Below are 24,975 nucleotides of genomic sequence, written 5' to 3'. Positions count from 1 at the left end.
GTATCGGGTGCAGGCCCCTAAGAACATGGCTATGGTCTCTCGATACCCCATGTGCCCTAGAGCGCGGCCCTTGGACGCGCGGTGTGAACGTGTTCGACAGTCAGGATGAGCAAAGCTTCATGGTTCGTTTAGCAGTGCACGTGCGACGGGATGGCAGGGCTGCGGCACCGGTGACCGCATGACGCGTCCAGCCAGGGTTCGGCCCGCTCGGACTCGGCGACCACGGGTCGTCACCTTGCCGCAGCTGATGGCGACGGCTGCCGAGGCGAACCCCGACGGCATCGCCGTTGTCTTCGCTGCCACAGCGGCTTCGACGGAGCGGGTGAGCTACGCCGAGCTCGACGCACGGTCGACCAGGCTGGCGCGGCTGCTCATCGATCACGGCGTCGGCCCGGAAAACCTGGTGGCCGTCGGCATTCCGCGGTCGATCGATGCCGTCGTCGCGGTCTGGGCGATCGCCAAGACCGGCGCGGGCTTTGTCGCTGTCGACCCGAACGATCCGGTCGAGCGCAGCACACACATCGTCTCGGACTCAGGGGTGGTGCTGGGGCTGACGAACGCCGCTGCGCAGGCGATGCTGCCCGCCGGGATCGGCTGGCTGCCCATCGATGACGGCGGCCTGTCGCTCGCGGATTACCCGACCGATCCGGTGACCAACGCCGATCGGGTGCGGCCACTGCGTGCCGAGCATCCGGCGTATGTGGTCTACCCGTCCGATACGCCGAGGGGCGTGGTGGTCACCCAGGCGGGGCTGGCCGGCCTCTACGCGGAGCAGCGGGCGCGCTATCGCGTCACCGACGATGCGCGCGTATTGCATTTCGCCGCACCGTCGTTCGATGCTGCGGTGTTCGAGATGCTGATGGCGATCAGCGGTGCGGCCACCATGGTCGTAGTCGCGCCGACCGTGTCCGGCGGTGCCGAGCTGGCCGCGCTGCTGCACCGCGAGCGCGTGACCCACGTCGTGGTCACTCCGGCCGCGCTCGCCGGGGTGGACCCTGACGGGCTTGATGCGTTGCGCGTCATGCTGGTCACCGGCCCGACCTGCCCGCCGGAACTGGTGCGGCACTGGGCGATTCCGCTCGGTGACGGCAGCCGCCGCGAGGTCTTCCACGGATACGGGCCGAGCGAGGCCACGATCATGACCAACGCCAGTGCGCCGTTGTTGCCTGACGCTCCGGTGACCATCGGTGCGCCGATGGTCACTGTCAGCGAGTTCGTGCTCGATGCACGGTTGACGCCCGTACCGGTCGGCGTGGTCGGCGAGTTGTACATCAGTGGAACGCAACTGGCCCGCGGCTACCTCGGTATGCCCGCGCACACCGCGACACGCTTCGTTGCCAACCCGTTCGACGCCAACGGAGTCCGGCTGTACCGCACCGGTGACCTGGTGCGCTGGACGGCGAACGACGAACTGGAATACCTGGGCCGCAACGATTTCCAGGACGACAAGCTCGATCGCCAGGCGCTGCTCGATTCGGAACTGCCGACTCAGGAGCTGTGGGCGCTGGCAGAGCCGGTCACGGAGGTCTTCGCCGTGCCGATCGGCATCGATGAGCCGATCTCCGTGCTGGAGAAGGAGTCGGCGGTGCCGGCCACTGCCGAGTCGGTCGGTCCTGAGGAGTCGGTCGGTGTGCCGGAGGAGCCGGTAGCGACGGCCTTCGCCGTGCCGATCGGCACCGAGGAGTCGTTCGGCGTGCTGGAGGAGCCGGCGGCAGCGGTTCCTGCCGAGTCGTTCGGTTCTGAGGAGTCGGTCGGTGTGCCGGAGGAGCCGGTAGCGACGGCCTTCGCCGTGCCGACCGGTACCGATGAGTCGTTCGGCGGGCTGGACGAGCCGGTAGCGACGGTCTTCGCGGAGCTGGTCGGTGCCGGAGGGCAGATCGGAGTGCCGGAGGAGTCGGTCGCGGCGGTTTCCGCCGAGCCGCTCGTCGCCAGGGAGCCGATCGACGCGAGCGACGACTACGCGCCGAATTCGGCCGAAGATGCGCAAATCGGTTACTGGCGTGACGCTTTGGCGGACGTCCCGGATCGGCTGGAACTGCCGACGGATCGTCCGCGGCCGATCACGGCGTCCGGTCGCGTCGGCGTCTACACCTTCGAAGTGGACGCGGCGGTCACGGCCAGGCTCGACGCAATCACGCACGAGGCAGGCGCTTCGCTGTTCACGGTGGTGCACACCGCCTTTGCCGTGCTGCTCGCCCGCCTTTCCGGCAGCAGCGACATCACCATCGGCACACCAGTGGCAGGCCCCAATCTGATCGTGCTGCGCACCGAGGTCGGCTCGGGCACCTCGTTCCGCGCGCTGCTTGCGGTGACGAAAGCGGCTGATCTCGCGGCGTTCTCGCACACGGAGCTGCCGTTCGAGCGGGTGGTCGAGGTGCTCGATCCGGTGCGTTCGCCGGCGCATCACCCGCTGGTCCAGGTAGCGCTTGTCTGCCAGGGCATAGACGAGCCCGCGCGGGAACTGCCCGGGTTGTCCACGATGGCCCTCGATCTCAACGGCGCGGCAACCGCGCTCGACCTCCAGCTGACGATCGCCAGGCACGACGGCGAAAACGCCGGTCTGTCGGCAACGTTCACCTACGCGACCGATCTGTTCGACGCAGCCTCGGTCAAGGGGTTCGCGGCGCGACTGCGCCGACTGTTCCGTGCGGTCACGGCCGATCCCGACCGTGCGGTGGGCGATGCCGAACTGCTGTCGCTGGTCGAGCGTGACCGAATCCTGTTCGAATGGAACGACACCCGGCACCGGGTGACGCCGAAGCTGCTGCTCGACGGGTATCGGCAGGCGGCGGCCGCCCGCCCGGATGCGGTCGCGTTGGCGTTCGAGGGTGTGGAGCTGTCGTATCGGGAGTTCGATGCGCGGGTCAATCGTCTTGCTCGGTTGTTGATTTCGCGTGGTGTTGGTGCGGAGTCGTTGGTGGGGTTGGCGGTTCGTCGTTCGGTCGATCTTGTGGTCGGGATGTATGCGATCGTGACCGCGGGTGGTGCGTTCGTGCCGCTCGATCCCGATCATCCGGCCGAGCGGATCGCGCACATCATCGACACCACGCAACCTCTGTGTGTCCTGACCACCACCGCCGACTCGGTCGCACTGCCCGACGGCGTGGCGACCGTGGCAATAGACACTGCCGACCTGACCAGTTACCCCGACACACCGGTACGCGCGAGCGAGTTGGTCCGCCTGGTGTCGCCGCTGAACCCCGCCTACGTTCTCTTCCCGGGTGAGACAGGCCGACCCGAGGCTGTCGCGGTCTCGCACGCGGCGATCAACAATCACCTCGAATGGATGCTCGCGGAGTACCCGCTCGGTCCCGACGACGTCTACCTGCAGCACACCGACGCCACAGCCGACGCATCGCTGTGGGGCTTGTTCCTGCCGATGCGGGCCGGGGCCAAGCTGGTGATCGCCACGCCGGACGGCCAACGCGATCCGGCGTATCTCGCGGAAACCATTGCGGCACAGTCGGTGACCGTCACAGACTTCGAACCCGCGATGCTGGCGACGTTCGCCGCGCACACCGCCGAGGGTGCGTGCCCGACACTCGCCCAGGTCTTCGTGATCGGTGCGGCACTGCCGCCGGAGACGGTCACCGCCGTGCATGCGGTGCTCGACGCGGACGTGCACAACCTCTACGGGCCAACCGAAACCGCGGTGTCGGTGACGTATTGGCTGGCAGATGGTTCGGACGCCATCTCGGTGCCGATCGGGTTGCCGCAGTGGAACACCCGCGCCTATGTGCTCGACGCCCGCCTGCGCCCGGTGCCGGACGGGGTGCCCGGTGAGTTGTATCTGGCGGGTGATCAGCTGGCCCGCGGCTATGTCCGGCGACCGGGCCTGACCTCGAACCGGTTCGTGGCCAACCCGTTCGGCCCCGGTGAGCGCATGTACCGCACCGGCGACCTGGTGCGCTGGCGCCGGGCTTCCGGCGCGGACGACGAGGGCGTCCTCGACTACCTCGGGCGTGCGCGCCTGGATAGCCCGCCTGACCCGATGGAATTCCCGACAGATCGGCTACGACCGGTGCTCGCGCCGGCAAGTGCCGAGGTGCCGGCCGATGCGCCGAGCCCGGTCGAGGACATCGAGATGCCCGCCGCGGTCGAACGTCGCGATGTGGTGACCCGATGGAACGGCACCGAGCAGCACGTCGACCGCTCCGCGACGCTGGCGTCGCTGCTGGACGCAACCGTGGCCGCCGATCCGCGTGCCGAGGCGCTCGTGCTCGATCAGCCAGCAGGGGCGTACGCCAAGCTGACCTACGGTGAACTCGATGCGCGGGTGAATCGTCTTGCGCGGCATTTGATCTCGTTGGGTGTTGGCCCGGAGTCGCGGGTAGTTCTTGCGTTGCGGCGGTCGGTGGATCTGATCGTTGCCATGTATGCGGTGGTCAAATCTGGTGGTGCGTATGTGCCGGTGGATCCGGATCAGGCTGTCGAGCGCACGAACTACATCCTCGAAACCGTGGCACCGGTGTGTGTGCTGACCAACGCGGATGCGGTGTTCGACACCGATGTCGCGCCGGTGCTGCTGGTCGATGAGCTGGATCTGGCCGGGTTGAACCCGGCGCCGATCATCGACGTGGAGCGGGTCGCGCCGCTGCGGGCTTCGAATACGGCGTATGTGTTGTTCGCGTCGGGTCGGCCGCGGGGTGTCGCGGTTTCGCATGCTGCGATCGTGAATCAGTTGCAGTGGCAGGTGACCGAGTTCGGGGTCGATGCCGCTGATGCGTTCGTGTTGAAGACCGCTGCGACGGCGGATATTTCGGTGTGGGAACTCTGGTCGGCGGCGGTATGTGGTGGCCGTTTGGTCATCGCCGGTCCGGATGGTCATCGGGATCCGGGATATCTCAACGAGTTGATGGCTACCGAGTGGATCACCACGCTGCACGTAGAGGCGTCGATGCTGGAAGCGTTGACCGCTGGTGCGTTCCCGAACTCGCTGTGGCGGGTCCTGGTCCTCGGCGAAGCCTTGCCGAGCGCACTGGCACAACGGTTCCTGCGCGACTATCCGCGCGTCGAGCTGTTCACCAAGTACGGCCCCACCGAGGCCGCAGGCTCGATCACCAGCCACCGGGTCACGCAGCATGACCAGGTATCGGTGCCGGTTGGCGCACCGGACGGGAACAACCAGATATACGTGCTGGATTCGCTGTTGCAGCCGACTCCAGACGATGTTTCCGGCGAGCTCTATCTCGCTGGAGCACAGTTGGCGCGCGGTTACCTCGGTCGTGCGGGGCTGACCGCGGCGCGGTTTGTCGCCGATCCGTACCAGCCGGGTGCGCGGATGTATCGCACCGGCGAGCTGGCGGCCCGGAACGCCGACGGCGAGCTGGCGCGGAAGGCGTTGCCGGAGCAGGAGTTCGGAGCTCAGGCGAGCGCCGAGCACACCGAATACTGGCGCACCGCGCTGGCCGCGCTGCCCGACGAACTGGTGCTACCCGCGGACCGGCCACGCCCCGAGCATGCCTCGTATCAGGGGGCAACGCTGGCCTTCGAGATCGACGCGGAGCTGCATGCCGCCCTCGATAATCTTGCCGTGCAACATAATTCAACCCTGTTCATGGTGGTGCACGCCGCACTCGCGGTGCTCCTCGCACGGTTGTCCGGCAGTACGGACATCGTGATCGGCACCCAGGTCGCCGATCGCGGTGCGGCCACGCTGACCGGAGTGGTCGTCAACACGCTGGCGCTGCGCAACGGGATCGAACCAGGCGTCCCCTTCCACGCCTTGCTCGCCGACGTGCGCCGCACCGACCTCGCGGCGTTCGAGCACGCCGACCTGCCGTTCGAGCGACTGGTCGAACTGCTGGATCCGGTTCGCCCGACCGCGCAGCATCCGCTGTTCCCGGTGATGCTGGCGGTCCAGCACATGAACGCGCCCGAGCTGTCACGCACGGCGGGCATCGATCCGCAGGTCGCGCCTGCCACCTACGATCTCGAACTCGCCCTCGCGGAACAGGCAGACAGGCAAGGCATCTCGGCGGCCTTCAGCTACGCGACGGACCTGTTCGATGCCGCAACGGTGCAGAGCTTCGCCGATCGCTTCCGCCGCACCCTGATCGCGATCACCACCGATGCCGCGGTGATCGTCGGTGATATCGCTCTGCTCACGGCCGGTGAGCGCGAACACGTACTGCGCGAGGTCAACTCGCTCGGCGCATGGGTGCCGGGCAGCACGCTTCCCGACCTGATCGCGGAGCAGGTGTGGCGACGCCGGGACAAGGTCGCGATCCGTTACCACAACCGCACGATCACCTTCGCTGAGTTGCAACGGCGCGCCAACCAGGTCGCCCGTGCGCTGATCGCCAACGGCGCAGGCCCGGAATCGCTGGTGGCCGTGGCGATGCCGCGCACCGAGGAGCTGCCGATCGCACTGCTCGGCGTGCTTGCCACCGGTGCCGCCTACCTGCCGATCGATTCGACCGATCCGGCGCAGCTGCTTGGCTTCGTGCTCGCCGATTCCGCTGTGCATGCCCACCCGGCGGGCAGCCGTCCCCGTGCGGTCTGCCTGCTGACCACCGCGGCAGAACGCGATGCGGTCCCGAGCGGTGCACTGCCCGTCGTCTTGTTCGAAGACACAACGACATACCCGGACGCGGCGCTCACCGACGCCGACCGGCACGCGCCCCTGCGTCCGGACAATCTGGCCTACGTCACCTACCCGTCCACCCCGACCGGTGCGCCGAAGGGAGTCGGCATCGCGCACCGCAATGTCGTCGAGCTGATCGCGAACACCCAGCCGCTCTTCCGATTCGACGAGCACGACGTGTGGACGCTGTTCCATTCGTGCGCGTTCGACCTCTCGGTGTGGGAGCTGTGGTGCGCGCTCGTGCACGGCGGCTCGGTCGTGGTGGTCGACGATCTGACGTCGCGCGCGCCGGGCCAGTTCCGCGAGTTGCTCGTTCGTGAGCGGGTGACGGTGCTGAACCAAACCCCGTCCGCCTTCGGTCAATTGGTGGAGGCCGACCGGTCCGCGACCGAGGGCTCGCTCGCGTTGCGCTATGTGGTGCTCGGTGGTGCGGCACTCGACCCGCGCAAGCTCGAGCGCTGGTATGAACGGCACGGCGAGACAACTCGTTTGGTGACCATGTACGGCAGCACCGAAGCGACGGTGCACGTGTCGTTCCTGCCGCTCGGTGCGCACACCTCGGCCAATGCCATCGGCCGGGCCATCCCCGGCCTGGACGGCTACGTGCTGGACCCGCGCTTGCACCCGACCCCGCTCGAGGTCCCCGGCGAGATCCATGTCGCAGGCGCCCAACTCGCCCGCGGCTACCTGGGCAAGCCGGGCCTGACCGCCACCCGATTCGTGGCAAACCCGTTCGGGACACCCGGTTCTCGGATGTACCGCACCGGCGACATCGGCCGCTGGCACGGTGCGGGCGACAACGAGGTGCTCGAGTACCTGGGCAACTACGCAGAACCGGCGCGACCGCGCGGCTTGCTGGACCGAACGGCCGTTCCCGAACCGGAGTTCGTCAGCGCGGCCAGCTTCCATGCCTTGGGTTCGGCCGTGCCGCAGATCAGGGAGCCGGGGGCCGCCGGCGCCGATCAGGCATTGCACGCCGCGCTGCCGATTCGCAGGGAAGACAGCGCGACGCCACGGTGGACGCGATGATCTCGCCGGACTTCCACAGCGCCGCGCGGCCGACCCCGCGCCTGTGGTTCGCGCCACTTCGACCGGCTGGACACCCCCGGTGCCTGCCGAACTGGTCGATCGACCGATCGCCGTGCCACCCCCGAATGACCTCGCCCGCAGCCCCGGACGACTGCGTTCTGCGCGATTTTCGTGCGCTGAGCTGCCCAGTTCCGGTGACCACACCAATCACGGTTCGGCAGGGAATAATCGTCCCCGGCGCTCGTTCCGCGCGGTCGGGTTTGCGATCTGTTTCGACGGATCGCGCACGGTCGTGTTCGGCGTGAGCAGGCGTGATCGGTAACGGTGCGCGTGCGTGCGTTCGATGATCAGTGGATCGAGAGCCGGTGAGGCGTGTATGCGGCAACAACAGGCAGGATGAGGCATCTCCATGGTTCGGGCGGTTGGGCAGCGGTGTGTTGGAGCGCGTGAAACGGTGTGCGCATGACCCGCCCGACCCGCGTCCGGCCCACCCGGACCAGGCGGCCGAGAGTCACCACACTGCCGCAGCTGATGGCGATGGCCGTCGAGGCGAATCCGGGCGGCATCGGCGTCGCCTTGGCCGACGCCACCGGCACGGTGGCACAGCTGAGCTATGCCGAGCTCGATGAGCATTCGACCAGGCTGGCGCGGCTGCTGATCGGCCGAGGCATCGGGCCGGAAGACCTGGTCGCCGTCGGCATTCCGCGCTCGATCGAATCGGTGGTCGCCGTCTGGGCGGTGGCCAAGGCGGGCGCCGGATTTGTGCCGGTTGATCCGAATCATCCCGCCGACCGGGTGGCGCACATGATCACCGACTCCGGTGTGGTCTTCGGGCTGACCGTGTCGGCTGTGCGCGGCGACCTGCCGGACCAGGTCGACTGGCTGCCGATCGATGGCCCCGATGCCGACGCGTTGCTCGCCGAGTTCCCCGCCGACCCGGTGACCTATATCGATCGGGTGCGGCCGCTGCGTGGCGAAAACCCGGCCTATGTCCTCTACACCTCCGGATCCACTGGGCGACCCAACGGTGTCGTCGTCACCCAGGCCGGGCTTTCTGGCTTCTGCGACGAACAGCGCGAGCGCTACCAGGTGACCAGCGATGCACGGACTTTGCATTTCGCCTCGCCGTCGTACGACGCCGCGGTGCTGGAGTTGCTGCTCGCGATCGGCGGCGCGGCCACCATGGTGGCGGTGGCGCCGACGGTGTCCGGCGGCGAGGAGCTCGCGGCGCTGCTGCGCAGGGAGGGTGTGACGCACGCGTTCCTCACGCCCGCCGCGTTGGCCTCGGTGGACCCGGCCGGGCTCGACGAACTGCGGGTGGTGGTCGCAGGCGGCGCGGCGGTCTCGCCGGAACTGGTGCGCCGCTGGGACATCGCGGAGGTCGGGGGACCGGAGCGCGAGTTCTTCACCGGCTACGGGCCCACCGAGGCCACGATCATGACGAATATCAGTGCGCCGCTGACGGCGGACGCACCGGTGACTATCGGTGCCCCGATCCGCGCGGTCACCGAATACGTGCTCGACGACCGACTGGCCCCGGTGCCCGACGGGACAGTGGGCGAGCTGTACATCACCGGCGCGCAACTCGCGCGGGGATATCACGATCGGGCGGGGTTGACCGCAGCCCGATTCGTCGCGAACCCGTTCGACACCAGCGGTTCTCGGCTCTACCGCACCGGTGATTCGGTGCGCCGGGATCAGGACGGTGCGCTGGAGTACCTGGGCCGCACTGATTCCCGGGTGACCATCCGCGGCGTCCTGATCGAACTCGGCGAGATCGACGCGGTGCTTGCCGCGCACGAGACCGTGGACTTCGCGGCGACCCTCGCCCACACGCCGGACAACGGCCCGACGATTCTCGTCTCCTACGTGCACTCCGCGCCCGGAATGGAAGCCGACGCCGCCGCATTGGCCGCGGTGGCCGAGCAGCACCTGCCCGCGCACATGGTGCCGACGGTGGTCATGGTGCTCGCGGCGATCCCGCTGACGCCCGCAGGCATCGTGGACCGGGCCGCGCTGCCGACACCGCGATTGCGGACCACGCCGTTTCGGCCGCCGTTCGGCCCGCTCGAGGAGCTGGTCGCCGATGTCTTCGCGGAGGTGCTCGGGCCGGGGGCTCCGGTCGGCGCTGCCGACGACTTCTTCGTGCTCGGCGGCACCCCGCTGATTGCGACGCAGGTGTCCACCCGGCTCAGCGAGGTGGTCGGTACGCCGGTGCCCGCTCGGCTGATCTTCGAAACGCCAACGGTCGCAGGGCTTGCCGAACGGTTGGCGCCGTTCACCCGCGCGGGCGATCGGCGTGCGCTCGCGCCGATGGAGCGACCGGAGCGCATTCCGCTGTCGCTGGCGCAGCAGCGGATGTGGTTCCTCAACCAGTTCGACACCGCATCGGCGGCGCACAACATCCCGTTCGCGATCCGGCTGTCCGGCGCGCTCGACGTGTCGGCGTTGCAGGCGGCGATCACCGATGTGGTCGAACGACACGAGACGCTGCGCACGGTGTATCCGGCCAGCGACGGCACCGGCCACCAGGTCGTCTTGCCCACGGCGCAGGCGGTTCCCGACCTGGCGCCGAAGCCGCTCGCCGAGCACGAACTGGTCGACTGGTCGCGCGACTTCGCCACCGTTGGCTTCGATGTCACCGCGGAGGTGCCGCTGCGCATCGCACTCGCCGAGCTGGCTCCGGAGTCCGCAGGCCACCGTCCGCCCAGCGATCACGTCGTGATGGTGGTGGTGCACCAGATCGCCGCCGACGACGCCTCGGTCGCGCCGTTCCTGCAGGATCTGCTCGGCGCGTTCCTCTCCCGGCGCAACGGAGCCCGGCTGGCGCTGCCGCCACTGTCGGTGCAGTACGCGGACTACGCGCTGTGGCAGCGCGAGGTGCTCGGCGACGACAACGACCCGGATTCGCTGGCCGCCGCCCAGATCGGTTACTGGCGTAGGACTTTGGCGGGCATCCCGGACCGGCTCGCGCTGCCGACGGATCGGCCGCGCCCGGCCGTCGCGTCCCGTGCCGGTGCGGAATACACCGTCCAGATCGCCGCAGAGGTGCGACGCGCACTCGGCGAACTGGCCGAGGAGACAGGCGCTTCGGAGTTCATCGCGGTACACGCCGCGTTCGCGGCGCTACTTGCCAGGCTGTCCGGCAGTGCCGACATCACCGTCGGCACCCAGGTCACGGGTCGCGGCGAGTCGGCGCTCGACGGATTGATCGGCCTGTTCGCCAACCTGCTCGTGCTACGGACCGTCATCGATCCCGGCGCATCGTTCCGCGCGCTGCTCGCGGCGACGAAAGCGGCTGATCTCGCGGCGTTCTCGCATGCGGAGCTGCCGTTCGAGCGGGTGGTCGAGGTGCTCGATCCGGTGCGCTCGCCGGCGCATCATCCGCTGGTCCAGGTGGCGCTGCTCGTTCAGCACACGGCCAAGACGCGCATCGAGCTACCGGGGCTCTCCGCGCATGCGATCGACGTCGACCGCGCGGTGGCGACCTTCGATCTGCAGCTGACCATGGTCCCCGCCGCGGACGACGGATTCACCGCGCAATTCACCTACGCCACCGAGCTCTTCGACGAGGCGACGATCGCGGAATTCGCCCGCCGCTTCGAACGGTTGCTCGTCGCGGTCGTCACGCATCCCGAGCACCCGGTCGGTGACATCGACCTGCTCGACCCCGCCGAGCGGGCGCGGATTCTGCTCGGCTGGAACGAAACCAGGCATGCCGTCACCCCCGAGCTGTTGCTGGACGGGTACCAGCGGGCCGCTGTGGCGCGTCCGGATGCGGTCGCGTTGGCGTTCGAGGGTGTGGAGCTGTCGTATCGGGAGTTCGATGCGCGGGTCAATCGTCTTGCTCGGTTGTTGATTTCGCGTGGTGTTGGTGCGGAGTCGTTGGTGGGGTTGGCGGTTCGTCGTTCGGTCGATCTTGTGGTCGGGATGTATGCGATCGTGACCGCGGGTGGTGCGTTCGTGCCGCTCGATCCCGATCATCCGGCCGAGCGGATCGCGCACATCCTCGACACCACGCAGCCGACCTGCGTGCTCACCACGTCGGGCGCCGCGATCACGGTGCCTGCCGGTATCGCGGAGCTGACCCTGGACACCGTCGACACCAGCGCATTCGACGGTGCGCCGGTGCGCAAGGACGAACTGCTCCGGGCGGTGCTGCCACTGCATCCGGCGTATGTCCTGTTCACTTCGGGTTCAACGGGTGTCGCGGTCTCGCACGCCGCCATCGACAACCAGCTCGAGTGGATGCTCGCGGAATACCCGCTCGGCGTCGACGACGTGTATCTGCAGAAGACCGCGACGACCTTCGACGTGTCCCTGTGGGGCTTCTTCCTGCCGCTGCGGGCCGGGGCGAAACTGGTCATCGCCACCCCCGACGGGCATCGTGATGCCGTCTACGTCGCGGAAACCATTACCGCGCAATCGGTGACCGTCACGGATTTCGCGCCGTCGATGCTGACGGTGTTCGCCGCCTACACCGCCCCCGGCTCCTGCCCGACCCTGCGGGACGTCTTCGTGATCGGCGAGGCGCTGCCGCCGGAGACCGTCGGCGCGTTCCGTGCGGTATCGAACGCGCGGGTGCACAACCTGTACGGACCGACCGAGGCCGCGGTATCGGTCACCTACTGGACCGCCGACGGTGCGGACACCCGCTCGGTGCCGATCGGGTTGCCGCAGTGGAACACCCAGGTGTACGTGCTCGACGCCCGGCTGCGCCCGGTGCCCGCAGGCGTGCCCGGTGAGCTCTATGTCGCCGGTGCCCAGCTCGCGCGCGGATACTTCGGGCGGCCCGCGCTGACCTCGGATCGATTCGTGGCCAATCCGTTCGGCTTCGGCGAGCGCATGTATCGCACCGGCGACCTGGTCGTCTGGCGGGACGCGGGCGCCGGTCGATCGCACCGGCTGGACTACCTCGGTCGCACCGACTTCCAGGTCACGTTCCGCGGCCAGCCCATCGAGCTCGGCGAGATCGAGACCGCACTGCTCGCCCACCCTTCGGTGCACCAGGCGGTGGCTGTAGTGAGCGGGTCTACCCTCGGCGACCAGCTGGTTGCCTATGTCGTGCCCGCGCCAGGCGCCACCGTCGTGCCCGCCGGGTTGGTCGACTCGATCGCGGAAACGCTTCCGGCCGTCATGGTTCCGACGGCGATCACGGTGCTGGACGAGTTCCCGCTCGCACATGGCGGCAAGCTCGACCGGACGGAGTTGCCTGAGCCCACCTTCGCCGCGCGCGAATTCCGCACCCCCGCAACGCCGGTCGAGGAGATCATCGCCGGGGTATTCGGCGCGGTGCTCGGTCTCGGCCGGGTCGGCACCGATGACGACTTCTTCGCCCTCGGCGGCAACTCGCTGCTCGCCATGCAATTGGTGGCGCGGTTGGGCGCGGCGGTCGAGGCCAAGGTCCCGGTGCGCACGGTGTTCGAGGCGCCGACGGTGCGCGGACTTGCCGCCGCGATCGAATCCAAGACACACGCGGAGCGGGTGGCGCTCGGCAGCATCGTGCGTCCCGCCGAGGTGCCGTTGTCGTTGGCGCAGCGGCGGATGTGGTTCCTCAATCGCTTCGACCAGTCCGACGACGCGGCGGTCGGCGGCGCCGAAAAGAGTACTGGCGAGGCGCGAATGCGCGAGGCCGCGTTCCACGTGCCGTTCGCGCTGCGGCTGACCGGCGCGTTGAACGTCTGGGCCCTCGGCGCCGCACTCGACGACGTGGTGAGCAGGCACGAGGTGCTGCGGACGGTGTACCCGGAGACCACGGCGGGTCCGGTGCAGGTCGTGCTGCCCGCGAGCCGGGTGGCGCTGGACGTCACCGCCCGCTCGGTGGCCGCGGCCGATGTGCCGGAGGCGGTGTACGCGTTGGCGGCCACGCCGTTCGACGTCACCGCCGAGGTGCCGGTGCGGGTGCGGTTGTTCGAGGTCACCGACGGACCCGAAAATGCCTCTGACGCACCGGAGTACGTGCTCGCCGTGGTCGTCCATCACATCGCGGCGGACGCGTCGTCGATGAGTGCGCTGGTGCGTGACCTGCTGGTTGCCTACACCGCGCGGACCGCAGGCGCGACGCCGGGGTGGGATCCGCTGCCGGTGCAGTACGCCGATTACGCACTGTGGCAGTACGCCGTGCTCGGCCCCGAAGCCGATCCCGAATCCATTGCCGCGCAGCAGATCAGCTTCTGGCGCAGGCAGCTCGCCGACCTGCCCGATCTGCTGGAGTTGCCGACGGATCGGCCGCGGCCCGCGCTCGCCTCGTTGGCGGGCGGGCGCGTGGCGGTGCGGATCGACGCGGCAACGCATGCCGGACTCGCGGAGCTCGCGCGCGCCAACGGTGCGACGCTGTTCATGGTGGTGCACACCGCGCTGGCCGTGCTGCTTGCCAGGCTGTCCGGCACCGGTGACATCGCCATCGGCACGCCGGTGGCCGGCCGCGGCGAGCGTGCGCTCGACGACCTGATCGGCTTGTTCGGCAACACGGTTGTCGTCAGGGCCACCTTCGACGGCGGCGAGCCGTTCACCGAAGTGCTTGCGCGGCAACGTGAGACCGTCCTGCACGCGTTCGCGCACGCTGACCTTCCGTTCGCGCGGCTGGTCGAGGTGCTCGACCCGCCACGCTCGACGGCGCGGCACCCGCTGTTCCAGGTCGGCCTGTCCTTCGAGAACAGCGCACACCCGACCCTCGAACTCCCAGGACTCGCCGTAACGGGTATCGACGCGGATCTCGATGTCGCGCCGTTCGATCTGCAGGTGCGCGTTGCGGACAACTACGACGAGTCCGGTGCGCCTACCGGCATCGACGCGCACTTCACCTACGCCACCGATCTTTTCGATGCGGCGACGGTGCGCGGCTTCGCCGACCGGCTGTCGCGGATCCTCGCCGCGGTCGTCGCCGACGCCACGACGGCGGTCGGCGACATCGACCTGCTCGCAGCCGACGAACGCAGCTCGGTCCTAGCGACGTGGAACGACACGGCACACCATGTCGACGAGGCCGCGACCCTGCCCTCGTTCCTGCAGCGCTCGGTGATGGCGGCGGCCCCTGAGGCCATCGCCGTGGTCGCCGACCTGCCCGATGGCGCGCGCCGCGAGCTCACCTACGTCGAACTCGACGCGCAGGTGAATCGTCTGACCAGGTACCTGATCTCGCGCGGCGTCGGGCCGGAATCGCGGGTCGCGCTTGCGTTCCGGCGTTCGGTCGATCTGGTCGTCGCGATGTACGCGGTCGCCAAATCCGGTGGCGCGGCGGTGCCGGTCGACCCGGATCAGGCCGCCGAGCGCACCGACTACATCCTCGCGACCGCGGCGCCGGTCTGCGTGCTGACCGACGCGGCCGCGGGCTTCCACACCGAGGTCGCACCGGTGGTGCTGCTCGATGAACTGGTGCTCGGCTCGTTCCCGAGCGGTCCGCTCGCGGACCGGGAGCGGGTGGCGCCGCTGCGGCCGGAGCACACCGCCTACGTGATCTTCACGTCCGGATCGACCGGTCGGCCGAAGGGTGTCGCGGTCTCGCATGCCGCCATCGCCAACCAATTGCAGTGGAAGATCGCCGCATTCGGCCTGTCCGGGCACGACACGGTGCTGCTGAAGACGGCAGCGACCTTCGACCTCTCGGTGTGGGAGTTCTGGTCGACGGTGGTCTGCGCGGGCAAGCTGGTGATCGCGCTGCCGGACGGGCACCGGGACCCGGCCTACCTGAACGACCTGATCAGCCGGGAAACGGTGACGATGCTGCACGCCGTGCCGTCCATGCTGGACGCGCTGCTCGTGCACACCGGCACCGACACCGAGCCTGCGGCGTCGCCGCTGCGGCGCGTGCTCGCCATCGGCGAGGCGCTGCCCGCCGCACTGGCACAGCGTTTCCTGGCGGCACACCCAGATGTGGCGCTGCACAACCTCTACGGCCCGGCCGAGGCCGCGGTCTCGATCACCGACCACCGGGTCACCGAGGCCGACCAGACCACGGTCGCCATCGGTGCACCGGTGTGGAACAGCCAGGCGTACGTGCTCGACGGCAGGCTGCGGCCGGTGCCCGTCGGTGTCACGGGTGAGCTGTATCTGGCGGGCAGTCAGCTGGCGCGCGGCTACGTCGATCGCGCGGACCTGACCGCGGATCGGTTCGTGGCCAACCCCTTCCAGTCCGGTGCGCGGATGTACCGCACCGGCGACCTGGTCGCCTGGAACCGCCTCGGCGAACTGGAGTACCTGGGCCGCACCGACTTCCAGGTGCAGATCCGCGGCTTCCGCATCGAGCTGGGCGAGATCGAGGCCGCGCTGCTCGCGTTGCCCGAGGTCGCCGAGGCCGTGGTGATCGCCAAGTCGGATCCCAAGACCGGCGATCGTCTCGTGGCCTATCTGGTTGCCGCCCACTCGGATCGGCCGGCCTCGGCGGTCCCCGCCATCTCCTTTGCCGTGCAGGCGGCCTCGTTCGCCGCGCAGGCCGCCGAGGCCGCGCAGTCGGAGGCGGGGCTCGATGTCGCACAGGTGAAGTCCGCGTTGACGACCGGCTTGCCGTCCTACATGGTGCCGTCGGCGTTCGTCGTGCTCGACGCGTTGCCCCGCACTGCACACGGCAAAGTGGATCGAAAGGCATTGCCGGAGCCTGAGTTCGAGGCGCTGGCCTTCCGTGCACCCGCGACGCCGATCGAGGAGATCGTCGCGTCCGTCTACGCCGACGTGCTCGGCGTCGAACGCGTCGGTGCCGACGACGACTTCTTCGCGCTCGGCGGCAACTCGCTGCTGGCCACTCAGGTCGCGGCGCGCATCGGTGCCGCACTGGATGCCCGCGTGCCGGTGCGTGCGCTGTTCGAGGCGTCCACGGTGGCCGGGCTCGCGGTCAAGGTCGAACGCACCGAGGGCGAGAGCACCCGCGTTCCGCTGGCGGCCCAGCCGCGCCCCGACCGCATTCCGCTCTCGTTCGCCCAGCAGCGGATGTGGTTCCTCAACCAATTCGACCCCACCGCAGCGGTATACAACATCCCGATGACCATTCGCCTCTCCGGCGATCTGGATGTCGACGCACTGCAGCAGGCCGTCGCCGACCTGGTCGCGCGGCACGAAATCCTGCGCACCCGCTACCCGGAGACACCGGACGGACCGGAGCAGCGGATCCTCGCGCCGCACGAGGTGCCGGTCGAGCTGGCGCCCGCGCAGATCGGCGAGGAGCGCGTGGCGCACGAGGTGCAACGCGTCGTGGCCGCCGGGTTCGACGTCACCAAGGAAGTGCCGTTCCGCGCCAGGTTGTTCCAGCTCGCGGGCAGCGAATACGTGCTGGTGGTCGTCGCACACCACATCAGCGCCGACGGATGGTCGATGGGCCCACTGACTCGTGACCTGATGCTGGCCTACGCCGCACGCAGCAGCGGCGAGGCGCCTGCCATGGCGCCGCTGCCCATCCAATACGCTGACTACGCGCTCTGGCAGCGTGACATGCTCGGCGCCGACGACGACCCGGAATCCGCCGCAGGCACCCAACTGGCCTATTGGGCAACCGAACTCGCCGATCTGCCGGACGAGCTGACACTGCCTGCCGACCGGCCGCGGCCCGCCGCGCAGAGCTTCGCAGGCGGCAAGACGAACTTCACGGTCGACGCCGACGTACACGCCGCGCTGGCCGCCTTGGCCAAGCAGCACAACGCGACCCTGTTCATGGTCGTGCACACCGCGCTCGCGGTGTTCCTCGCGCGGATGTCGGGCACCGAGGACATCGCCATCGGCACCCCGATCGCGGGGCGCGGCGAGGCCGAACTCGACGATCTGATCGGCATGTTCGTCAACACACTGGTGTTGCGGACCCGGGTCGCGCCGCACCTCGGCTTCACCGAGCTGCTCGCCGCCAACCGGGAGACCGACCTGCGGGCCTTCGCGAACTCCGACACCCCGTTCGAGCGGCTGGTCGAGATCCTCGACCCGGCGCGCTCGGTGGGCAGGCACCCGCTGTTCCAGGTGGCGCTGTCCTTCGAGAACCTGGCGAACACCAGCTTCGAGTTGCCCGGTCTCGGTTTCGCCGCGCTCGACCCGGCCGCCGACACGGCAAAGTTCGACCTGCTGCTCACCGTGCGCGAGCAGCGCACCGAAGCAGGCGCCGAAGCCGGACTCGCCGCCGAATTCACTTTTGCCCGTGAACTCTTCGACGAACAGACGGTGGTCGACTTCGGCCGCCGTTTCCGCGGCATCCTGGCCACCGTCGCGCAGGATCCCGGCGTCGCGGTCGGTGACCTGGAGATCCTGGACGACTCCGAGCGCGTCGACCTGCTCTCCCGCACGGGCGGTGAGGCGGTGCCGCCGCGCACCCTCACGGAGTTGATGGCCTCGGCCGTCACCAGAAACCCCACCGGCATCGCCCTGTTCGGCGGCGGCAGGCCCTTCAGCTACGTCGAACTCGACGCCGCGTCCTCACAATTGGCGCGCACGCTGATCGGTTATGGTGCCGGACCGGATGTGCTTGTTGCCGTTGCCATCCGGCGCTCGGTCGAATCCGTGCTCGCGCTGTGGGCGGTGGCCAAGACCGGTGCGGCGATCGTCTCGATCGACCCGACCTATCCGGCCGACCGGATCGCGCACATGGTCACCGATTCGAATGCGGGACTCGGCATCACGTTGACCGCCGAGGTCGGCGGCCTGCCGCCGATGGCGGGCGGGCGGAAGTGGCTGGTGCTCGACGATCGCGCCTTCACCTACGACGTCGCGGCCCGGCCGGACCGCCCGATCAGCATCGGCGAACGATTCGGGCCTATCCGCAGCACCAATGCCGCGTACGTGAGCTACACCTCGGGTTCGACGGGTCTGCCCCAAGGCGTCGTGGTCACCCATGCGGGCCTCGCCAACTTCAGCGCCGAACAGGTGGAGCGCTATCAGCTCGACCAGTCCACTCGTGCGCTGGCTTTCGCGTCGCCGTCGTTCGACGCGTCGATGCTCGAGCTGCTGCTCGCGCTCGGCTCGGCGGGTGCGCTCGTTGTCGTGCCGTCCGGCATCGACGGCGGCGCCGAACTGTCCGAGCTGATCCAGACCAACAAGGTCACCCACGCCTTCCTCACCCCGTCCGTGCTCGCCTCGCTCGATCAGGAGGCGCTGTCCGGGCTGCGCGCGATCGTGGCAGGCGGCGAGGTGGTTTCCGCCGACCTGGTCGCCACCTGGGCGGGTGCGAAAGACCGGGACTTCCACAACGGGTACGGCCCCACCGAGACCACCATCATGACCACTATCAGCGACCCGTTGCGGCCGGGCGAGCCGGTCACCATCGGCGGCCCGGTCCGCGGCATGCGGTCGCTGGTGCTCGACAGCAGGTTGCGCCCGGTGCCGGAAGGCGTTGCGGGCGAGCTGTATCTGGGCGGCATCCAGCTGGCTCGCGGCTACCACGCCAGGCCTGGCCGCACCGCAGCCCGGTTCGTCGCCGACCCCTATGGACTGCCGGGGGAGCGGCTGTACCGCACCGGCGATGTGGTCAGATGGGTGCCTGCCGCACGCGGCGATGCGCTGCGGGGTGGCGCTCGGGAGACCGGCGGGCCACGCCCCGATCACACGCTGGAGTACGTGGGCCGCAACGACTTCCAGGTGAAGGTGCGCGGCCACCGGGTGGAGCTCGGCGAGATCGACGCCACGCTCGTCGCCAGACCAGGTGTGGAGTTCGCCGTCACCGTCGGCCGCGAGTCGGCTTCCGGCGCAACAACGCTCGTCTCCTATGTGTTGCCCGAATCAGGGGTGACCCTCGATGTCGCAGCCCTGACCGAACAGCTCGGCGCGACACTGCCGGACTACATGGTGCCGACGGCGATCGTGGTGCTCGACGAGATCCCGCTGACACCGGTGGGCAAGCTGGACCGGCGCGCGCTGCCCGACGCGGTACTGGAGCCCACCGCGTTCCGGGCGCCGCAGACCGAGGCGGAACTGGCCATCGCCGCCGTGATCGCCGAAGTACTCGACCTCGACCGGGTCGGGCTCGACGACGACTTCTTCGCGCTCGGCGGCGACAGCACCGTCGCCATCCAGGTGGTGTCGCGCTGCCGCACCCGAGGCGTGATCCTCACGCCCCGTGATGTTTTCGAGTCGGGCACGGTCGGCGCGTTGGCCAGGGTCGCGGTGATCGAGAACGGGCCGGGGGACGAGTCGGGCGACCTGCCGCTCACGCCGCACGCGGCGCGGCTGCTGGAATCCGGCGTCGAAGTCAGGGCCATCGCGCTCGATGTTCCGGACAGCTGCCCGGTCGACGCGGTACACGACGCCGTCGGCAAGGTGCTCGAGCAGCACCCGATGCTGTGGGTGCTGCTCGACCGGACCGGCACCGCCCCGGTGTTGCGGATTCCCCCGGTCGACGAGCGCACCGGCGAGGCGTTCCGGCAGCTCGACGCCACGCACGGTGAAACCTCGTTGCCCGTCGACGATGTGGTGCGGGCCGCGGCCGCGGCACTGGATCCCGAGCAGGGACGCAATATCCACTTCGTGCTGACCGGTGGCCCGGAAGGCCGCTCCACCTTGATCGTCGTCGCCAACGGCCTTGTCGTGGACGACATTTCCTGGCGAACCATCGTGGATCAGCTGACCGCGGCGTGGAGCCGCGGCAGGCATGCCGCTCCCGCGGCGCCGGAACACGGCCTCGGCGTGCTCATCCGCGCCCTGTCGGCACGGGCCAACGACCCGCGGACCGTCGGCGAACTCGGCTGGTGGGAGCGGACACTCGGCGCCGTTGCGGAAGGTGCCGAGCCCGACCACCGGGATCTGCGGGCCCGCAGCCGGGTCTCGCTGGCCATCACCGCCGAAGGCGCCGCGGCGGTGGCCGCCGTTGCCGCCGCGTACCACACCGTCGTCGAGGACGTCCTGCTCACCGCCGTCGCGCTGGCATTGCAGACCTCGGCCGATGAATCCATCACGCGCGCACTCGGTTCGGTGATCCGGCTGTCGGCCGACGAGCGTTCCGCGACCGACGCCGACGAAAGCATGGTCGGCGGTTTCACCACCGAGTACCCGCTGCCGTTGCGGCTCACCAGGATCGATGTCACCGACGCGCTGGTCGGCGGCCCGGCCGCCGGTGCGGCGCTCGCGCAGGTCAAGGAGCAGCGCAGGGCGGTGCCGTCCGGCGGCGTCGGTTACGGGCTGCTGCGCTACCTGAACGCCGACACCGCCGCCGACTTGAGCGCGCTTGCCCGCGCCCGTTTCTCGTTGCGATACCGCGACGTGCGCCCGGCCAGGGTGCACACCGACACCACGGCCGACGACCTGCTGCTCGACCTCACCGTCGAGGCCAGCGACGACGGCCTGCTCGCCCGCTTCGACTACGCGGTGGCGGCCTGCACCGGCGATCAGGTGAAAACCTTTGCCGAGCACTGGATCCGGGCCCTCGGCGGGCTTGCCGAGCACGGCCTTCGCCAAGACGCAGGCGCATTCACGCCGTCGGACTTCGCCCTGGTCCCGCTGAAGCAGGCCGATATCGACCGGCTCGGCGCTGCCTACCCGAAGCTGGCCGATGTGTGGCCGGTGACCCCGCTGCAGTCGGGCCTGCTCTTCCACGCCCTGCTCGCCGAGTCCTCGGTCGACGTCTACCTCACCCAGTTCGCCCTCGACCTCGGTGGCTCGGTGGACGCGGCCAGAATGCACGCGGCCGCACAGGCCGTGCTCGACCGGCACGACAACCTGCGCGTCGCCTTCGCCGAGGACACCGACGGCAATCCCGTGCAGATCGTGCAGGATTCGGTCGAGGTGCCGTGGCGGTTGATCGATCTGGCCCAGCTCGAACCCGGGGCCGCGCGCGCGGAGCTGGCCGTCATCAAGGCGGCCGACCTCGCCGAGCACTTCGACATGCGCACCGCGCCGCTGCTGCGATTCGCGCTGATCCGCTCGTCCGCGGGCGAAACCGGCGCCTACCACCTGCTGGTGACCAGCCATCACATCCTGGTCGACGGCTGGTCGATGTCGCTGCTGATGAAGGACCTGCTGACGCTGTACGCGCTCGGCGGTGCCGCCAGAAAGCTGCCGAAGGTGCCGTCCTATCGCGGCTACCTGGCCTGGCTGCAGGCCAAGGAGCCGGACTCGGCGCGCGCGGCGTGGCGCACCGCACTGGCGGGCATCACCGAGCCGACACCGCTGGCCCCGGTCGATCCGGGCCGCGAAATCGCCAGGGGCATCGGCGAAGTCGCCTTCGAGCTGGCGCCTGCCGACACCACCGCGCTCACCAGGCTCGCCGCCGGTCTCGGCGTCACAGTCAACACCGTGGTGCAGGCGGCCTGGGGTTTGCTGATCGGCCGCAGCGTCGACCGCGACGACGTCGTCTTCGGCGCCACCGTCTCCGGCAGGCCGCCGGAGTTGGACGGCGTCGAGAGCATGGTCGGCCTGTTCCTCAACGCGATCCCGGTGCGGGTGCGCCTCGGCGCCACCGACACCCTCGACGGGCTGCTACGGCAGCTGCAAGGCGAGCAGGCCGGGCTGCTCGACCACCACTATCTCGGCCTGAGTGATATCCAGGAAACCATCGGCGTGGCAGGGCTTTTCGACTCCCTGGTGGTGTTCGAGTCCTTCCCGGTCGATCGGGAAGGCTTGGACAAGGCCTGCGATATCGACGACATGCGCGTCACCGGCGTCCACGCGACCGTCGGCACACACTACCCGCTGACCGTGACGGTCGCGCTGGACAGCCAGCTCAGGGTTTCGGTGAAGTACCTGCGGGATCTGTTCGACGAGACGGCGGCACAGGCACTCGCACAACGACTTTCGGCACTCATCCGCCGATTCGTGACCAACCCGCAGGCGCGCATCGCCGATATCGACGTGCTGCTCGACAGCGATCGTGCCGAACTGGCCGCCCGCAACGCCACCGACGTGCCGGATCTGCTGGACGAGGCGACGCTGCTTTCCCTGTTCGATGCCCAGGTGGCGCGCACGCCGGAGGCGGTCGCGGTGCGGTCGGCCGACGGCACGCTCAGCTACGCCGAGCTCGAGCTGCGCTCCAGGGCGCTGGCCGTTGAGCTCATGCGCTGGGGCATCGACTCGGAATCGCTGGTGGCCGTGGCGATGCGGCGCAGCGTCGATCTGGTGGTGACGGTCTACGCGGTGTTGCGGACCGGCGCGGGCTACCTGCCGATCGATCCTGATCACCCGGCCGAGCACAGCGAATACCTGCTGGCCACCGCGGTTCCCGCGTGTGTGCTGACCACCACCGCCGACGCGTTCGGCACCGAGACCGGCATCCAGGTCGTCGCGACCGACACGCTGTACCTTCCGTTGTCGGCGGTTCCGTTGCTGAACAACAGCATGCATCCCGACAGCGTCGCCTACGTCAGCTACTCGGTCGAGGCCAGCGGTCGCCCGAACGGCGTGCTGATCACGCACCGTCAGCTGGTCAACCAGTTCCGCTGGGCGCAGTGGATCTACCCGCTCGACAGCACCGACGTGGTGTTGCACAAGACCCCGACCACCTTCGACAGCGCCGCGTGGGAACTGTTCTGGCCCTTGCAGACCGGTGCCTCGATCGTCGTCGCCGCGCCGGACGGCCATCGCGACCCCGACTATCTGGCGCGGACCATCGGCGAATACGGCGTCAGCACGGTGCATTTCGTGCCGTCGATGCTGGACGCCTTCCTCGAGTCGTCGACCACGACCACGCAGCCGACGCTGCGGCGGGTGTTCGCCGCGGGCGAGGCACTGTCCGGCGACACCGCGGCGCGCTTCGCCGCCGCGATTCCCGGTGCGCGGCTGATCAATTGGTACGGGCTCGCCGAGGCAACCGTGGTCACCGACTACCCCGTCGACCACCCCACCGCGATGGTGCCGATCGGCACGCCGGTCGCCAACACCAGGGTGCACGTGCTCGACCGGCAGCTGCGTCCGGTCCCGCTCGGCGCCGCGGGCGAGCTGTACGTCGCGGGCATACAGCTGGCGCGTGGCTATCTCGGAGCACCCGCGCGCACCGCAGAGCGCTTCATCGCGCACACGGGCGGCGAGCGGCTCTACCGCACGGGCGACATCGTCCGCTGGCACGACGGCGTGCTGGAGTACGTGGGCCGCAGTGACTTCCGGGTGCCGCCGCACGGCGCCGGGCCGGTGCCCCGCGCGTACCGTGCGCCGGGCACGCCGCTGGAGCGGACCATCACCGAGGTCTTCGCCGACGTGCTCGCCGTCGACCAGGTCGGCGTCGACGACGACTTCTTCGATCTCGGCGGCAACTCGTTGTCCGCGACCCGGGTGGTCAACCGGTTGCGCACGCTCACCGACAGCGCGGTGCGGGTGCAGTGGTTCTTCACCGACACCACCCCGGCGGCACTGTCGGCCCGCATCACGGCTGCGCTCGCCGACGACCCCGACTACGACATCGACTCCAACGCCGCGCTCGGCGTGCTGCTGCCGATCCGGACCAGGGTGCCGCACGACATGCCCGCCGCCGAGCCGCTGTTCTGCCTCCATCCGATGTACGGATTGTCCTGGTGCTATGCGGGTCTGGCCCGCTACGTGCCCGCCAGCACGCCGGTCTTCGGCCTGCAGTCGCCCGCGCTCTCGGAGGACGGCTACCTGCCGACCTCACTGGTCGAGCTGGCCGGGCGGTACGTCGCGGAGATCAAAGCGGTGCAGCCGGTCGGCCCGTACCGGCTGCTCGGCTGGTCGCTCGGTGGCGTGCTCGCGCATGCCGTCGCGACCCAGTTGCAGGCCGCCGGTGAGGAGATCGCGCTGCTCGTCATGCTGGACAGCCACCACGACATCGATGTCACCGACTTGCGGGCGGCGGTCCGCGAGGCGCTCGCCGAACTCGGCATCGGCGCCGATGCGCTGATTCCCGGCGACGGCGACATCCACGACCTCGGCGATGACGCGCTCGCCGCGCTGCACGCGACCATTCCGCCCGGCATGGCGGTGCTCACGCCGGAGCGGGTGCGCCGGATCTACCGCAGCGCGGTGCGTTCGGCGGAGTTGATCGCCGAACACCGGCCCGACGTGTTCCGTGGCCGGCTCGATTACTTCAGTGCTACCGGACATGACAACGCGGCACATAGTTGGCAAACGTTCGTCGAAGGCCGTGTCGAAGACCGTCCTATTGGTGTTACGCATGATCAGATGACTACACCGGAAGCACTGGCCGAGATCGGGCCGATGCTGGCGGAGCTGCTGGATCCTCGGCAACGGCAGCTGAATCGGACGGTGGGTCTGGCGTGATCCGAGCGAGGGCGCTCGGGCATGATGGGGCAGCGCTGTGGTAGGAGTGTCCCCTTTTGTCGCGACCACAGAGCCCGTAGGGTCTGGCGTGGTGTGGTCCAGGATCCACCGTCGGCCCCGTGGTGAAGGCAATGGAATCTCGAGACGAAGCGAAGGTGCGGAATTGATACGTCGACAGACCCGGCGCGGCGGCCTGCGTACCGCGGCGGCGATCGCGGCAACGGCGGTCCTCGCGG

The 24,975-nt window shown here is 69.2% G+C and carries 2 protein-coding genes; both read left to right on the top strand.

The window, feature by feature from the left end; all coding sequences use genetic code 11:
• Positions 1-178: 178 nt before the first annotated feature.
• On the top strand, positions 179-7,615 hold the full coding sequence (locus ACGFNJ_RS23620) for an amino acid adenylation domain-containing protein (protein ID WP_393451894.1): 7,437 nt from the start codon (positions 179-181) through the stop codon (positions 7,613-7,615).
• 462 nt (positions 7,616-8,077) lie between these two features.
• A complete protein-coding gene (locus ACGFNJ_RS23615) occupies positions 8,078-24,739 on the top strand; it encodes an amino acid adenylation domain-containing protein (RefSeq protein ID WP_393451891.1) in 16,662 nt (5,553 codons plus the stop codon).
• Positions 24,740-24,975 lie beyond the last annotated feature (236 nt).

It is taken from the genome of Nocardia sp. NPDC049149, from assembly GCF_043197455.1.
GTDB lineage: Bacteria > Actinomycetota > Actinomycetes > Mycobacteriales > Mycobacteriaceae > Nocardia.
This window is presented reverse-complemented; position numbering and strand designations above follow the sequence as displayed.

What these genes read in the sequence shown, in the direction of transcription:
- ACGFNJ_RS23620 (WP_393451894.1), top strand. Translation starts at nt 179, where the DNA reads ATGACGCGTCCAGCCAGGGTTCGGCCCGCTCGGACTCGGCGACCACGG.
- ACGFNJ_RS23615 (WP_393451891.1), top strand. Translation starts at nt 8,078, where the DNA reads ATGACCCGCCCGACCCGCGTCCGGCCCACCCGGACCAGGCGGCCGAGA.